Here is a 14,472-nt window from a genome sequence, read left to right on the forward strand (position 1 = left end):
TTATCAAAGTTTGGTCAAGGACAGGCCGGCCCAGGTGGCGAGCAGCCCGCCGAATACGCTGATGGCCGCATAGCCAATTGCCAGCGGCACTTGCCCGCTTTCCAGCAGGCGCACGGTATCCAGTGAAAAGGATGAAAAAGTCGTCAGGCCGCCAAGAAAGCCAACCATCAGGCCGGCACGTACCTCGATAGGCACTTCCGGGCGCAGCAAAAACAGGCCGTATAACACGCCGATCAACAGGCAGCCCACGATATTAACGGCGAGCGTCGCCGTATAGAAGTGTTTCGGCCAATTGGCGTTGATCCAATTGCCCGTGGCAAAGCGCAGCAGTGTACCTGCGATACCACCCGCCGAAACGGCGACAACCAGAGGAATCATGACTTTCTCCGCTGCCGGGGGCTCAGGCGGTCGAGGGTGGCAAGGTGATTAAGCTTTTCACCAATCTTCAGCTCCAGGCCACGAGGCACCGGCTGATACAACGGCAACGGCTCAAGCTCATCGGGAAAATAGTCTTCACCGGCCGCATAGGCATCCGGTTCATCATGGGCGTAACGGTATTCATCGCCATAACCCAGCTGCTTCATCAGCTTGGTCGGCGCATTGCGCAAGTGCATCGGCACTTCGAGCGAGCCATATTCGGCGGCGGCGCGCAGGGCGGATTTGAAGCCCATGTAAACCGCATTGCTTTTTGGCGCGCAGGCCAGGTAGGTGATGGCCTGGGCCACCGCCAACTCACCTTCCGGGCTGCCTAGTCGTTCCTGCACGTCCCATGCCGCCAGGCACAGGCTCAGGGCACGCGGGTCGGCGTTGCCGATGTCTTCGCTGGCCATGCGCACCACGCGGCGGGCCAGGTACAGCGGGTCGCAACCGCCGTCGATCATGCGTGCAAACCAGTACAGCGCACCATCGGGGTTGGAGCCGCGCACGGATTTGTGCAGCGCCGAGATCTGGTCGTAGAAGGCTTCACCGCCCTTGTCGAAGCGGCGGCGCGTGTCGCCGAGCAGGCTTTGCAGGAGGTCGACGCCAATCTCACCGCCGTCTTCGGCCAGGTCGGAGGCGTTTTCCAACAGGTTGAGGAAACGACGACCATCGCCATCGGCGGCCGTCAGCAGGATCTTGAAGCCCTCTTCGCTCACGCTCAGTTGGCGCTTGCCCAAGCCCTTGTCTTCGTTCAAGGCGCGCTGCAGCAGCTTCTGCATCGCCGCCTCGTCCAGGCTTTTCAGCACATAGACCCGCGCCCGCGACAGCAAGGCGTTGTTCAATTCAAACGAAGGGTTCTCAGTGGTGGCACCGATAAAGATCAGCGTGCCGTCCTCCACATAGGGCAGGAACGCATCCTGTTGCGACTTGTTGAAGCGATGCACTTCGTCGACGAACAGGATGGTGCGCTTACCATACTGCCCGGCCTGCTGCTTGGCGACTTCCACCGCCTGGCGGATCTCCTTGACCCCGGCGAGTACCGCCGAGACCGTTTCGAAGTGCGCATCCGAGACTTTTGCTAAGAGCCGCGCCAGGGTGGTCTTGCCCACCCCCGGCGGCCCCCAGAAAATCATCGAGTGCAGCGCGCCCTGCTCCAGGGCTTCACGCAGGGGCTTGCCGCGAGCGAGCAGGTGTTCCTGACCGACGTACTCATCCAGGTTGGTCGAACGCAGGCGTGCGGCCAATGGCTGGGCAATCGGGTCACTTCGAAACAGATCCATGGGCAGCGTTTGAAACCTCTGGGGAATTTATTCCTGGATCACGTCGGCACCCTTGGGGATGTCGAACTTGAACTTGGACGCCGGTACCGGCTGGTTGGCCTTGACCCCGGAGAACAGGATATCGGTGCGCTGGCCGACACTGTCGATCAGGCGCATGTTGTTGATCACGCCGTTACCGAACGACAAGGACAGGGTGTCGAACAGCGTGTCCTTGGATTTCGGCTTGAGGGTGAACTCGATCACGTTGCTGGTCTGCTTGGAGGTAATGTCGAAGCTGTCATTGATCTTCGACACGTCACCCGAGAGCAACAGCGCCGGAGTCTGGTTCAGGCGCGGGTCGAGCTTCTTGATGGTCGCCTGTTCCAGGTCCGGGTCCCACAGGGTGACCTTCTGGCCATCGGACACGATGGTCTGCTCAGCCTTGCCTTCGGTGTGCCAATAGAACAGGCCAGGACGCTGCACGGCCATTTCGCCAGCGGTTTCCTGCAACTGGGTGCCTCCGGCATCCAAGGTCAACTGGGAAAAGCGCGCGGTCAGGGTCTGGGATTTGTCGAGCAGGTTCTTCAGGCTGGCGACGGAGGCCGGGTCAGCGTGAGCCGAAACAGCGGTCAGGGCCAGTGCCGGCAACAACAGCATGCGGATAAAGCGCATGGGAGTCCTCATTGAGTAGTCAGGGCGCGCCGCGTGCTGTCACGCGGCGCGGGATCAGTCGCGCATCTGCCCGGGGGCAATGACTTCGCGCGAGCCGTTGGTGTTCATTGCGGTCACGACGCCAGCGTTTTCCATGGCTTCGATCATACGAGCGGCACGGTTGTAGCCGATTTTCAGCTTGCGTTGCACCGCGGAAATCGAGGCTCGACGGCTTTCGAGCACGAACGCCACGGCTTCATCGTACAGCGCATCGGTCTCGGCATCATCGTCGCCACCGCCGCTGCCGCCATCGAAGCCGCTGCCGGCTTCTTCCACACCGGCGAGGATGTCATCGTTGTACTCCGGTGCGCCGCGCAGTTTCCAGGCTTCCACCACACGATGCACTTCATCGTCGGAAACAAAGGCGCCGTGCACGCGGATCGGCAGGCTGGTGCCCGGCGGCATGTAGAGCATGTCGCCGTGGCCTAGCAGTTGTTCGGCGCCGCCCTGGTCGATGATGGTCCGCGAGTCGATCTTGCTCGACACCTGGAACGCCATGCGCGTCGGGATGTTGGCCTTGATCAGGCCGGTGATCACGTCCACCGACGGCCGCTGGGTGGCAAGGATCAAGTGAATACCGGCGGCACGGGCCTTCTGGGCGATACGCGCGATCAGCTCTTCAACCTTCTTGCCGACAATCATCATCATGTCGGCGAATTCGTCGACCACCACCACAATGGTCGGCAGCTTGGTCAGCTTTGGCGCTTCGTCGTGAATGCTTTCGCGCCGGTACAACGGATCATCGATGGTCTCGCCGCGCTCGTGGGCTTCCTTGATCTTGGCGTTGAAGCCCGACAGGTTACGCACGCCCATCTTCGCCATCAGCTTGTAGCGGCGCTCCATCTCGGCAACGCTCCAGCGCAGGGCGTTGGCGGCGTCCTTCATGTCGGTGACCACCGGGCACAGCAGGTGCGGAATGCCTTCGTAGATCGACAGTTCCAACATCTTCGGGTCGATCATGATCAGCTTGGCGTCTTCCGGGCCGGACTTGAACAGGATCGACAGGATCATCGCGTTCACCCCCACCGACTTACCGGAACCGGTAGTACCGGCCACCAGCAGGTGCGGCATCTTCGCCAGGTCGGTGATCACCGGCTTGCCGCCGATGTCATGGCCCAGGGCCAGGGTGACCGGCGATTTGAAGTTGTCGTACTCGGGCGTCGACAGCACTTCGGAGAAGCGCACGATCTGGCGGTCTTCGTTGGGAATCTCGATACCCACGGTGGTCTTGCCGGGAATCACTTCCACCACACGCACACTGGTCACGGCCAGGGAACGGGCCAGGTCTTTCGCCAGGTTGGAGATGCGACTGACCTTCACACCGGCGGCCGGCTGGATTTCGTAACGGGTGATCACCGGGCCGGGATGGATGGAGTCCACCGACACTTCGACACCAAACTCCTTGAGCTTGATTTCCAGCAGGTGGCCGACGGCCGCCAGGGATTCCGGAGAATAGTTGAGTTGTTTCTTTTCGGCCGGGTCGAGGATCGAGATCGGCGGCAAGGTGCCTTCGACGGCGCTGTCGACGAACAACGGTGCCTGTTTCTCTTTCTGTACGCGATGGCTCGGTTCGGCCGGCTTGGGCGGCGCGGGGGCAATCACTGGCGGCACCTGTTTCTCGCGGTCCGACATGTGCTTGCTCAGGGCCTGCTCGCGCTCGATCAGGCGTTCCTTGACCTTTGCCTGCTCGCGCCGGTCCGGTGTGCTCGGCGCCACCACTTCGTTGACACGGGTGTCCACCTCACGCAGCTGGGCAACCATGCGCTTGCGCTCGACACGGGCCGCCCACCAGCGGTTGGCGGCGCCCTGGAACAGCTCCAGCAAGTCGAGGGTGATCTTGCCGGTCACGTCCATCACCTTGAACCATGACAGGTCGGTGAACACGGTGAGGCCGAACAGGAACAGTGCGATGAACATCAGGGTGCTGCCCTGGATATTCAGGGTCCGGCGCGCCAGGTCGCCGAGGCTTTCACCCAGCGCACCACCGGCGCCCGCCGGCAGGCCGGTGGGTGCATGGAAATGGATATGCGCCAGGGCCGCGCCGGACAACACCAGGAACACCAGGCCGATCAGGCGCCAGGAAAACAGCCATCCGCTCCACTGCCACGGCTCGTGGCGCTGGCGGAAGATCTGCCAGGTCTTGATCGCCAACAGCAACGGGAAGATATAGGCGAAGTAACCCAGCACCATGAACAGGATATCTGCGCTGTAGGAACCGGCAGGCCCACCGAAGTTCTGCACGTCTTCGATCTTGCTGTTGTGGCTCCAGCCCGGATCGTCCTTGCCATAGGTCAGCAAGGCCATCATCAGGAACAGGCACAGTGCGCCGATGGCGATCAGCGCACCTTCCTTGAGGCGATAATGCAGGTGCTGACGCCAGGCCGGCACGACTGCTGCTTTAGGTGTTGCGGCGGATTTCTTCAAAACGGGTCTTTTCCTGCGCCTTGAGCGCGTCCATCTGTTGAATGACTGCAAATACTGCCCAATCCGAGCAGCTGAAAAATGAACGAGCGTCGTTGAATCTACTGTTTAACACCGGGCGATTGCTGGATGAAATGACGATAACGCCACAATGGCCGCATTGTACGGGTTTGTCTCCCTGATGCCACGCCGCTTGGCGCTCTTCCAGCAGCATAGCCAATTGTGTGTCACAAGATGTTCAATTTGAGCATGCATTGTCTTTGCTGACAAAGGCTTATGAGCTGTTTTTACCAATCCAGGCAAGCTTGGCAAATGGCCTGCATGGAATAGACCCGATTACGACCACGCCCCCGGCATAGAGTTGCAGAAACACCTGCTCACGCTAATCCCCCTTAATGCCTGATTCGGGCTGGCCCGATGGCGCCAGGTCGACAATAATCAGCACTGCCGCCGCAGGTGCCATACCTGCCACTCCCCTCCCCTTCCGCAAAGCCTGGATGCCATGCTGACCTGGTTACAACGCGATTCAATGATCTTCCCTGCCTTGGCCAAAGCCATGCGCGAACCCAATGGCCTGCTCGCCGCCGGCGGTGACCTCAGCGCCGAGCGACTGATCCAAGCCTATCGTCATGGCTGCTTCCCGTGGTTTTCCGAGGGCCAACCGATCCTGTGGTGGTCGCCCGACCCACGCACCGTGATATTCCCCGACGAACTGCATGTATCGCGCAGCCTGGGCAAACTGTTGCGCCAACAGCGCTACAGCGTGACCTTCGACCAGGACTTCGCCGCCATCATCCAGGCCTGCGCCGCACCTCGCGCCTATGCCGATGGCACCTGGATCACCGAAGGCATCCAGAGCGCCTACCTGGAACTGCACCAGCGCGGCTACGCGCATTCGGTTGAGGTCTGGGACAAGGGTGAACTGGTAGGCGGCCTGTATGGCCTCGCAATGGGCCGGCTGTTTTTTGGCGAATCCATGTTCAGCCGCGCCGACAACGCCTCGAAATTCGGCTTTGCCACGCTGACCCGTCAATTGCAGGCCTGGGGTTTTGTGCTGATCGACTGCCAGATGCCCAACGACCACCTGCACAGCCTGGGTGCCCGCGCCATATCCCGCAACGACTTCGCAGGGTTCCTGCGCGACCATCTGGACCAGCCCAACGCCGGACCATGGGTTTCCTAGGCGACATCGGCGCTCCTGGCTTACACTTATTTCAAAGCTTATCCGAGGGTTGATCATGACCGAGTTGGCGCGTTTGAAGTTTTATGCCACTCAACCCCACTCTTGCAGCTATCTGCCCGACGAGCAGGCCACCACACTGTTCCTCGACCCCAGCCAGCCTATGGACGTGCATGTGTATGCCGACCTGTCGGAGATGGGCTTTCGGCGCAGTGGCGACCATCTGTACCGGCCGCATTGCCAGAACTGTAATGCCTGCGTGCCCGCACGCATCCCCGTTGCGCAGTTTCTGCCGGACCGCAACCAGAAACGCATCCTCAAGCGCAACGCCGACCTGACGGTGACATCTGCCAAGCCGCGCTTCACCGAAGAATATTTCGACCTTTACCAGCGCTACATCGAGCAACGCCACGCCGACGGCGACATGTTCCCGCCCAGCCGCGATCAGTTTTCCACCTTTCTGGTACGCGACCTGCCCTTCTCGCGCTTCTACGAATTTCGTGCGAACGGCCGCCTGGTGGCCGTCGCGGTGACCGATCTGCTGCCCAATGGCCTGTCGGCGGTCTACACCTTCTATGAACCCGCCGAAGAACGCCGCAGCCTCGGACGCTTCGCGATCCTCTGGCAAATTGGCGAAGCCTTGCGCCAGGAACTGGAGGCGGTGTACCTCGGCTACTGGATCAAGAACTGCAAAAAGATGAACTACAAGACCCAATATCGGCCCATCGAACTGCTGATTAATCAAAGATGGGTCGTGCTTAACTAGAACCCCTTGGCTTAAACACCCTTTTTCGGGCACAATGCACGCCGCTTTTGCCTGGCGCAGTTGCACCGGGCCATTCACTGGATACCGAGGGCTTTACTGCATGTCGAAAGAAGACAGCTTCGAAATGGAAGGCACTGTCGTCGACACCCTGCCCAACACCATGTTTCGTGTGGAGTTGGAAAATGGGCACGTCGTAACCGCGCATATCTCCGGCAAGATGCGCAAGAACTACATTCGTATTCTTACCGGTGACAAAGTGCGCGTCGAGCTGACGCCCTATGACTTGAGCAAAGGGCGCATCACTTACCGCGCTCGCTAAGCAAGTCAATACAAAACGCCCGGTTATGCCGGGCGTTTTTGTGTGTGCGCTATTTACCAAACGCCAAAACCAAATGTGGGAGGGGGCTTGCTCCCGATAGTGGTAGATCAGTCACTCATGTAGCGACTGAAACACTGCTATCGGGGGCAAGCCCCCTCCCACATTGACGCCCACCGCTATCGATCAGGCCATTTCAGCCGTGGTTTCGAACTCGAAGGTCAGCTCGCCGTCCTTCAGGTCGATGTGCACCACGCCACCATGGTCGGAGAGCTCGCCAAACAGGATCTCTTCGGCCAGTGGCCGCTTGATCTTGTCCTGGATCAGACGCGCCATTGGGCGTGCGCCCATTGCCGCATCGTAACCGCCTTCGGCCAGCCAACTGCGCGCCGCGTCCGTGACCTCCAGCTGCACGCGCTTGTCTTCCAACTGCGCCTGGAGCTCGGTAAGGAACTTGTCCACCACACTTTTGATAACCTCATGGCTGAGGCGACCAAACTGGATAATGGTGTCCAGGCGGTTGCGGAACTCCGGCGTGAAGCTCTTCTTGATCACTTCCATGGCATCAGACGAGTGGTCCTGATGCGTGAAGCCGATCGAAGCCCGCGCGGCCGTTTCGGCACCGGCGTTGGTGGTCATGATCACGATCACGTTGCGGAAGTCCGCCTTGCGCCCGTTGTTGTCGGTCAGGGTGCCGTGGTCCATCACCTGCAACAGCAGGTTGAAGACTTCAGGGTGAGCCTTCTCGATTTCATCGAGCAGCAATACACAATGCGGTTGCTTGGTAATCGCCTCGGTCAACAGGCCGCCCTGATCAAAGCCGACATAACCCGGAGGTGCGCCGATCAGGCGCGACACGGTGTGACGCTCCATGTATTCGGACATGTCGAACCGCACCAGCTCGATACCCATGGCCTTGGCCAATTGGCGCGCCGCTTCGGTCTTGCCGACGCCGGTCGGGCCGGCGAACAGGAACGAACCCACCGGCTTGTCTGGCGACTTGAGGCCCGCACGCGACAGTTTGATCGCAGTGGACAGCGAGTCGATGGCCGCGTCCTGACCGAACACGGTGAGCTTGAGGTCACGCTCCAGGTTACGCAGCAGCTCCTTGTCGGAACTGGTGACGTGTTTTGGCGGAATCCGCGCGATCTTCGCCACGATGTCCTCGACCTGCGGCACGTCGATGCGCTTCACACGCTTCTCGACCGGCTGCAGGCGCTGATAGGCGCCCGCCTCGTCGATCACGTCGATGGCCTTGTCCGGCATGTGCCGATCATTGATGTAGCGCGACGCCAGCTCAGCGGCCGAACGCAGGGCTTCATCGGTGTACTCGATGCCGTGGTGCGCTTCGAAGCGCCCCTTGAGCCCGCGCAGAATACCGATGGTGTCTTCTACCGAAGGCTCGGACACGTCGACCTTCTGGAAGCGACGTGCCAGGGCACGGTCTTTCTCGAAGATGCCACGGAATTCCTGGAACGTGGTCGAGCCGATGCAGCGGATATCACCCGACGACAGCAGCGGCTTGAGCAGGTTGGAGGCATCCATCACCCCACCGGAGGCCGCACCGGCACCAATGATGGTGTGGATTTCGTCGATGAACAGGATCGCCTGCGGGCGTTTTTTCAGCTCACCCAGCAGCGCCTTGAAGCGCTTCTCGAAGTCGCCACGGTACTTGGTCCCGGCGAGCAAGGCGCCCAGATCAAGGGAGTAGACGACGCTGTTGGCCAGCAGGTCCGGCACCTGGTTGTCCACGATGCGCTTGGCCAGGCCTTCGGCAATCGCGGTTTTACCCACGCCTGCCTCGCCTACCAGCAACGGGTTGTTCTTGCGACGACGCGCGAGGATCTGCGCTACACGCTCAACCTCAAGCTCACGCCCCACCAGCGGATCGATCCGCCCCTGGCGCGCCAGCTCGTTGAGGTTGCTGGCATAGGCATCCAGTGGATTGCCCGAAGAAGAAGACTCACCGCCCTCGTCGTCCTGCATATCCTGCTCACCCTCGGAATGATCGCCGTGCCCGGGCACCTTGGAGATACCGTGGGCGATGTAGTTGACGACATCGATACGGGCAACGCTCTGCTGTTTAAGCAGGAACACTGCCTGGCTTTCCTGTTCGCTGAAAATCGCCACAAGCACATTGGCGCCTGTGACTTCACGCTTACCGGAGCTCTGAACATGGAACACGGCACGCTGAAGCACCCGCTGGAAGCCCAGGGTTGGCTGGGTCTCACGGTCTTCATCGTGGACTGGAATAAGTGGCGTTGTGGAGTCGATAAACTCCTGCAGGTCATGCTTGAGTTTGTCGAGGTTGGCGCCGCACGCACGCAAAACGGTGGCGGCAGCTTCGTTATCCAAAAGTGCCAGCAGCAGGTGTTCGACGGTCATGAACTCATGACGCTTCGAACGAGCCTCCTTGAAGGCAAGATTGAGGGTGACTTCGAGCTCGCGGTTTAACATAGCTTCACCTCATACCCAAGTGGTCGGCGTTAACCGTCCTTCTCGATTTCACAGAGTAGCGGATGCTGGCTTTCCCTGGCGTACTGGTTGACCTGCATGGCCTTTGTCTCGGCGATGTCGCGGGTAAACACTCCACATACTGCCCGTCCTTCTGTGTGAACGGCCAGCATTACCTTGGTCGCCAACTCGCGGTTCAGGTTAAAAAACACCTCGAGTACTTCGACCACGAAATCCATCGGTGTGTAGTCATCATTGAACAAAACCACCTTGTACATCGGCGGCGCCTGTAGAGCAGGCTTGGCCTCCTGAACAGCAATGCCTGCAGAACCGTCGTCATCATGTTCCTGATCCGGTCGATCCTGATTGAATGTTAGTCGAATCTGGCTGTTTGCATGCATGGAAAGAAAGGTTCGTCAGTGGTTCAAATACAGTGGTGGGGGCGACCTGTCAGATTTTCAACTACTGACCGACTGGTCGCCTTGACTATCGGCGAAACGGTGTTACAACCAATAGAACCCACAGTGGGTAAAAAAGGTCCGCGCAGTCAACCTTATTTATTCGGGTTAGGACGGATAAACTGGATGATACTCCAGTGATGGAGTCTGGTGCAGAGGGATATGGGCATGGCAAGCGGTAAGGTCAAGTGGTTCAACAATGCCAAAGGTTACGGCTTCATTAATGAAGACGGCAAGGATGAAGACCTTTTTGCGCATTACTCAGCGATCCAAATGGACGGGTATAAAACGCTGAAAGCGGGGCAGCCGGTCTCCTTTGACATTATTCAGGGGCCCAAAGGCAAGCACGCAGTCGCAATCAGTGCGCCAGTCACCATCGGCACAGCAAAAGACGGCGTCGCTCAAAAACCAAAAGAGCAACTGGCCTGATCGGCCACCGAGCAAGCGCCTAATAAAAAACCGGCCATTCCGTTTACGGTATGGCCGGTTTTTTTATTGCCAATCGCTTACATATGCGAGATCAGCGCATCACCAAAGCCCGACGACGACACCAGCTTCGCACCCTCCATCAGACGCTCGAAGTCATAAGTCACGGTCTTGGCCGAAATCGCACCATTGGTGCCCTTGATGATCAAGTCAGCCGCCTCGACCCAGCCCATGTGACGCAACATCATTTCCGCCGACAAAATCAACGAACCCGGGTTGACCTGGTCCTTGCCCGCATACTTGGGCGCAGTACCGTGGGTCGCCTCGAACATCGCCACGGTATCCGACAGGTTGGCGCCCGGCGCAATACCAATACCGCCCACTTCCGCCGCCAGGGCATCAGACAGGTAGTCGCCGTTCAGGTTGAGGGTCGCGATCACGTCATATTCAGCCGGACGCAGCAGGATCTGCTGGAGCATGGCGTCGGCAATCGCATCCTTGACCACCACGTTCTTGCCGGTCTTCGGATTCTTGAACTGCATCCAAGGGCCGCCGTCGAGCAGCGTGGCGCCAAATTCTTGCGCCGCCACCTCATAGGCCCATTCCTTGAAGGCACCTTCGGTGAACTTCATGATGTTGCCTTTGTGCACGATGGTCAGCGAATCGCGGTCGTTATCCACTACATATTGCAGGGCTTTACGCGCCAGGCGCTGGGTGCCCTCTTTCGAGACCGGCTTCACGCCAATCCCGCAATCCTGGTCGAAACGGATCTTGGTCACGCCCATTTCTTCCTTGAGGAACTTGATCACCTTGATCGCTTCGGGCGAACCGGCCTTCCACTCGATCCCGGCATAAATGTCTTCGGAGTTTTCCCGGAAGATGGTCATGTCCACGTCGCCGGGCTTCTTGACCGGGCTGGGCACGCCTTCGAACCAGCGCACCGGGCGCAGGCACACATACAGGTCGAGTTGTTGGCGCAGGGCCACGTTCAGCGAACGGATGCCGCCCCCCACCGGGGTGGTCAGCGGGCCTTTGATGGAAACCACGTAATCCTTGACCGCATCCAGGGTTTCCTGGGGCAGCCAGGTGTCCTGGTCGTAGACTTGAGTCGCTTTCTCGCCGGCAAAAACCTCCATCCACGAGATCTTGCGCTTGCCGCCGTAGGCCTTTTCAACAGCTGCGTCGACTACCTTGATCATCACCGGGCTGATGTCGACGCCGATACCGTCACCCTCGATGTAGGGGATGATCGGTTGGTCAGGAACATTGAGAGAATGGTCTGCATTGACGGTGATTTTGTCGCCGACTGCCGGAACCTGAATCTTCTTGTATCCCATGCTGAACTCCATCTATGGATTGAACATCTGGCTGCGTTCGAGCCTACTCCAGATAAATGGCGACTGAAACCTCGCGCCATGCTCATTTGCTTCGAAAACAGCATAATTTGTCGCCTACAAGCCTGAAAGAAAAGGCAAAATCGCCAATCTTGAGCACATCGTGCGACTTTGGTCGCAATCGCGCACCTGCGACCTTTAGACCAATGGACGACACACCTTTTGTATGAAGGCTCGGCGTAAGCATAGCGACCTATGTATAATGCCGCCGCTGACCAAAGAGTCACGACGGCGGACCGCTCTAGAACACAGCCTTCCGCTACAAAGCAGGACTATTACAATAGTCCACCCGCTTGACGCTCGACTGATGCAACCCAACATCACCGCGAAGAAACCTCGACATTTCGCTCATGGATGACTTTGAACGAACGCGCTCCACCCGGCGCATCTCGAGTTTCTGCGCACGCTTTCAGCAAAGAAGAGAGTTAATCCGAATATGCCCACCCGCTCGAAGATCATCTACACCTTCACCGACGAAGCCCCGGCCCTCGCCACCTATTCACTGCTGCCTATCGTAGAGGCCTTCACCGCTTCCGCTGATATTGCCGTGGAAACCCGCGACATCTCCCTCGCCGCGCGCATCCTCGCAAGCTTCCCCGAGCAACTGGGCGCCAAGGCTATCCCGGACCACCTCGCCGAACTGGGCGACCTGGCCGTTACGCCTGAAGCCAACATCATCAAGCTGCCTAACATCAGCGCCTCGACTCCGCAGCTGCAAGCCGCGATCAAGGAACTGCAGGCCCAGGGCTACGCCCTGCCGGACTACCCGGAAACCGTAACCACCGACGCGGAAAAAGAAACCCGTGCACGTTACGACAAGGTCAAGGGCAGCGCCGTGAACCCGGTACTGCGCGAAGGCAACTCCGACCGCCGCGCACCGCTGTCGGTCAAGAACTACGCACGCAAGCACCCGCACAAAATGGGCGCCTGGGCTGCCGACTCCAAGTCGCACATCGCCCACATGAGCAACGGCGACTTCTACGGCAGCGAAAAAGCCGTACAGATCGAAGGCGCTGATGCTGTCAAAATCGAGCTGATCGCCCAGGACGGCACCGCCACCGTCCTGAAGGAAAAGACCTCGGTACAGGCAGGCGAAATCATCGACACCGCCGTGCTGAGCAAGAAGGCCCTGCGCGCATTCATCGCCGCTGAGATCGAAGACGCCAAGAAACAAGGCGTGCTGCTGTCGGTTCACCTGAAAGCCACCATGATGAAGGTCTCCGACCCGATCATGTTCGGCCAGATCGTTGCCGAGTTCTATAAAGACGCCCTGGCCAAGCACGCCACCGTGCTGGAACAGATCGGCTTCAACCTGAACAACGGTATCGGCGACCTGTACGCGCGCATCAAGGCCCTGCCGGCCGAGCAGCAAGCACAGATCGAAGCCGACATCGCAGCGGTCTACGCCGCTCGCCCTGCCCTGGCGATGGTCAACTCCGACAAAGGCATCACCAACCTGCACGTGCCGAGCGACGTGATCGTCGACGCCTCGATGCCAGCCATGATCCGTGACTCCGGCAAGATGTGGGGCACCGATGGTCAGCTGCACGACACCAAGGCGGTGATCCCGGATCGCTGCTACGCCACCATCTACCAGGCTGTCATCGAAGACTGCAAAGCCAATGGCGCCTTCGACCCAACCACCATGGGCAGCGTGCCGAACGTTGGCCTGATGGCGAAGAAAGCCGAAGAGTACGGCTCCCACGACAAGACCTTCCAGATCAAGGCTGACGGCGTAGTCCGCGTCACCGACAGCAAGGGCAACCTGCTGATGGAACAGAACGTCGAAGCCGGCGACATCTTCCGCATGTGCCAGACCAAAGACGCGCCGATCCAGGACTGGGTCAAACTGGCCGTCAACCGTGCCCGCGCCAGCAACACCCCGGCCATCTTCTGGCTGGACCCACAGCGCGCACACGACGGCGTCGTGGTCGAGAAGGTTCAGGCTTACCTGAAAGACCACAACACCGAAGGCCTGGACATCCGCATCATGTCGCCGGTCGACGCGATGAAGTTCACCCTGGAGCGCACCCGCAAGGGCCTGGACACCATCTCGGTGACCGGCAACGTACTGCGCGACTACCTGACCGACCTGTTCCCTATCATGGAACTGGGCACCAGCGCCAAGATGCTGTCGATCGTGCCGCTGATGAACGGCGGTGGCCTGTTCGAAACCGGCGCCGGCGGTTCGGCACCGAAACACGTGCAGCAACTGGTTGAAGAGAACTTCCTGCGCTGGGATTCCCTGGGCGAGTTCCTGGCCCTGGCCGCCTCCCTTGAGCATTTGGGTGTGACGTACAACAACCCGAAAGCCCTGGTCCTGTCCAAGACCCTGGACCAGGCCACCGGCCAGTTCCTCGACAACAACAAGTCGCCATCGCGCAAAGTCGGCAACATCGACAACCGCGGCAGCCACTTCTACCTGGCGCTGTACTGGGCTCAAGCCCTGGCCGCCCAGACCGAAGACACTGCACTGCAAGCGCAGTTCGGCGAACTGGCCAAGACCCTGACCGCGAACGAGGCAACCATCGTTGCCGAGCTCAACGCCGTCCAGGGCAAGCCAGTGGACATCGGCGGCTACTACGCGCCGAACCCGGAACTGACCAGCAAGGCCATGCGCCCAAGCAACACCCTCAATGCGGCGATTGCCAAGTTGAAGTAAGGTTG

Annotated in this window: 13 protein-coding genes; 5 read left to right on the forward strand and 8 right to left on the reverse strand. The window is 59.5% G+C overall.

Going from position 1 to position 14,472, the window contains the following annotated elements; translation table 11 throughout:
• Window positions 1–3: 3 nt before the first annotated feature.
• Genes crcB through M2497_RS18875 form a run of 5 tightly spaced genes read right to left on the reverse strand, consistent with a single transcriptional unit; the run spans window position 4 to window position 5,031 of the window.
• Window positions 4–378 carry a fluoride efflux transporter CrcB gene (crcB, locus tag M2497_RS18855; protein ID WP_071493379.1) on the reverse strand — a complete coding sequence of 125 codons (375 nt, stop codon included), beginning with the start codon at window positions 376–378 and terminating at the stop codon, window positions 4–6.
• Window positions 375–1,700, reverse strand: coding sequence for a replication-associated recombination protein A (locus M2497_RS18860; protein WP_248482301.1), 1,326 nt, complete (start codon window positions 1,698–1,700; stop codon window positions 375–377). The genes crcB and M2497_RS18860 overlap by 4 nt, the downstream gene beginning before the upstream one ends.
• A 27-nt stretch (window positions 1,701–1,727) precedes the next feature.
• Window positions 1,728–2,351, reverse strand: coding sequence for an outer membrane lipoprotein chaperone LolA (gene lolA, locus M2497_RS18865; protein ID WP_071491890.1), 624 nt, complete (start codon window positions 2,349–2,351; stop codon window positions 1,728–1,730).
• 54 nt (window positions 2,352–2,405) lie between these two features.
• Entirely contained in the window at window positions 2,406–4,814 is a 2,409-nt protein-coding gene (locus M2497_RS18870; protein ID WP_248482303.1) for a DNA translocase FtsK, read from the reverse strand.
• On the reverse strand, window positions 4,789–5,031 hold the full coding sequence (locus M2497_RS18875; protein ID WP_248482304.1) for a hypothetical protein: 243 nt from the start codon (window positions 5,029–5,031) through the stop codon (window positions 4,789–4,791). The genes M2497_RS18870 and M2497_RS18875 overlap by 26 nt, the downstream gene beginning before the upstream one ends.
• 282 nt (window positions 5,032–5,313) lie before the next feature.
• Between M2497_RS18875 and aat the strand changes: the two genes are divergently transcribed.
• The 3 genes from aat (at window position 5,314) to infA (ending at window position 7,076) form a co-directional block, all read left to right on the forward strand.
• Complete coding sequence (gene aat, locus M2497_RS18880; protein ID WP_248482305.1) at window positions 5,314–5,994, forward strand: leucyl/phenylalanyl-tRNA--protein transferase; 681 nt, start codon at window positions 5,314–5,316, stop codon at window positions 5,992–5,994.
• Window positions 5,995–6,049: 55 nt separating this feature from the next.
• Entirely contained in the window at window positions 6,050–6,757 is a 708-nt protein-coding gene (locus tag M2497_RS18885) for an arginyltransferase (protein ID WP_058425010.1), read from the forward strand.
• A gap of 100 nt (window positions 6,758–6,857) precedes the next feature.
• Window positions 6,858–7,076, forward strand: a complete 219-nt coding sequence (infA, locus tag M2497_RS18890) for a translation initiation factor IF-1 (RefSeq protein WP_002553999.1) — start codon at window positions 6,858–6,860, stop codon at window positions 7,074–7,076.
• A 183-nt stretch (window positions 7,077–7,259) separates the two neighbouring features.
• Here the strand turns inward: infA and clpA are convergent, their stop codons facing one another.
• Window positions 7,260–9,530, reverse strand: a complete 2,271-nt coding sequence (clpA, locus tag M2497_RS18895; protein ID WP_071493384.1) for an ATP-dependent Clp protease ATP-binding subunit ClpA — start codon at window positions 9,528–9,530, stop codon at window positions 7,260–7,262.
• A gap of 29 nt (window positions 9,531–9,559) precedes the next feature.
• Window positions 9,560–9,928 (reverse strand): ATP-dependent Clp protease adapter ClpS, encoded by a 369-nt coding sequence (clpS, locus tag M2497_RS18900; protein ID WP_005789091.1) that lies wholly within the window; start codon window positions 9,926–9,928, stop codon window positions 9,560–9,562.
• Window positions 9,929–10,147: 219 nt separating this feature from the next.
• On the opposite strand from clpS, the gene cspD reads away from it, so the two are divergent.
• Entirely contained in the window at window positions 10,148–10,414 is a 267-nt protein-coding gene (cspD, locus tag M2497_RS18905) for a cold shock domain-containing protein CspD (protein ID WP_282578316.1), read from the forward strand.
• 77 nt (window positions 10,415–10,491) lie between these two features.
• Here cspD and icd read toward each other — a convergent pair whose 3' ends face one another.
• On the reverse strand, window positions 10,492–11,748 hold the full coding sequence (gene icd / locus M2497_RS18910; protein WP_248482306.1) for an NADP-dependent isocitrate dehydrogenase: 1,257 nt from the start codon (window positions 11,746–11,748) through the stop codon (window positions 10,492–10,494).
• 493 nt (window positions 11,749–12,241) lie between these two features.
• Between icd and M2497_RS18915 the strand changes: the two genes are divergently transcribed.
• Window positions 12,242–14,467, forward strand: a complete 2,226-nt coding sequence (locus tag M2497_RS18915; protein WP_248482307.1) for an NADP-dependent isocitrate dehydrogenase — start codon at window positions 12,242–12,244, stop codon at window positions 14,465–14,467.
• Window positions 14,468–14,472 lie beyond the last annotated feature (5 nt).

Source organism: Pseudomonas sp. CYM-20-01 (assembly GCF_023169845.1).
Lineage (GTDB): Bacteria > Pseudomonadota > Gammaproteobacteria > Pseudomonadales > Pseudomonadaceae > Aquipseudomonas > Aquipseudomonas azotoformans.

Coding starts and splice junctions, on each gene's coding strand:
- crcB (WP_071493379.1), bottom strand. CDS start 378: ATGATTCCTCTGGTTGTCGCCGTTTCGGCGGGTGGTATCGCAGGTACA.
- M2497_RS18860 (WP_248482301.1), bottom strand. CDS start 1,700: ATGGATCTGTTTCGAAGTGACCCGATTGCCCAGCCATTGGCCGCACGC.
- lolA (WP_071491890.1), bottom strand. CDS start 2,351: ATGCGCTTTATCCGCATGCTGTTGTTGCCGGCACTGGCCCTGACCGCT.
- aat (WP_248482305.1), top strand. CDS start 5,314: ATGCTGACCTGGTTACAACGCGATTCAATGATCTTCCCTGCCTTGGCC.
- M2497_RS18885 (WP_058425010.1), top strand. CDS start 6,050: ATGACCGAGTTGGCGCGTTTGAAGTTTTATGCCACTCAACCCCACTCT.
- infA (WP_002553999.1), top strand. CDS start 6,858: ATGTCGAAAGAAGACAGCTTCGAAATGGAAGGCACTGTCGTCGACACC.
- clpA (WP_071493384.1), bottom strand. CDS start 9,530: ATGTTAAACCGCGAGCTCGAAGTCACCCTCAATCTTGCCTTCAAGGAG.
- clpS (WP_005789091.1), bottom strand. CDS start 9,928: ATGCATGCAAACAGCCAGATTCGACTAACATTCAATCAGGATCGACCG.
- cspD (WP_282578316.1), top strand. CDS start 10,148: ATGGGCATGGCAAGCGGTAAGGTCAAGTGGTTCAACAATGCCAAAGGT.
- icd (WP_248482306.1), bottom strand. CDS start 11,748: ATGGGATACAAGAAGATTCAGGTTCCGGCAGTCGGCGACAAAATCACC.
- M2497_RS18915 (WP_248482307.1), top strand. CDS start 12,242: ATGCCCACCCGCTCGAAGATCATCTACACCTTCACCGACGAAGCCCCG.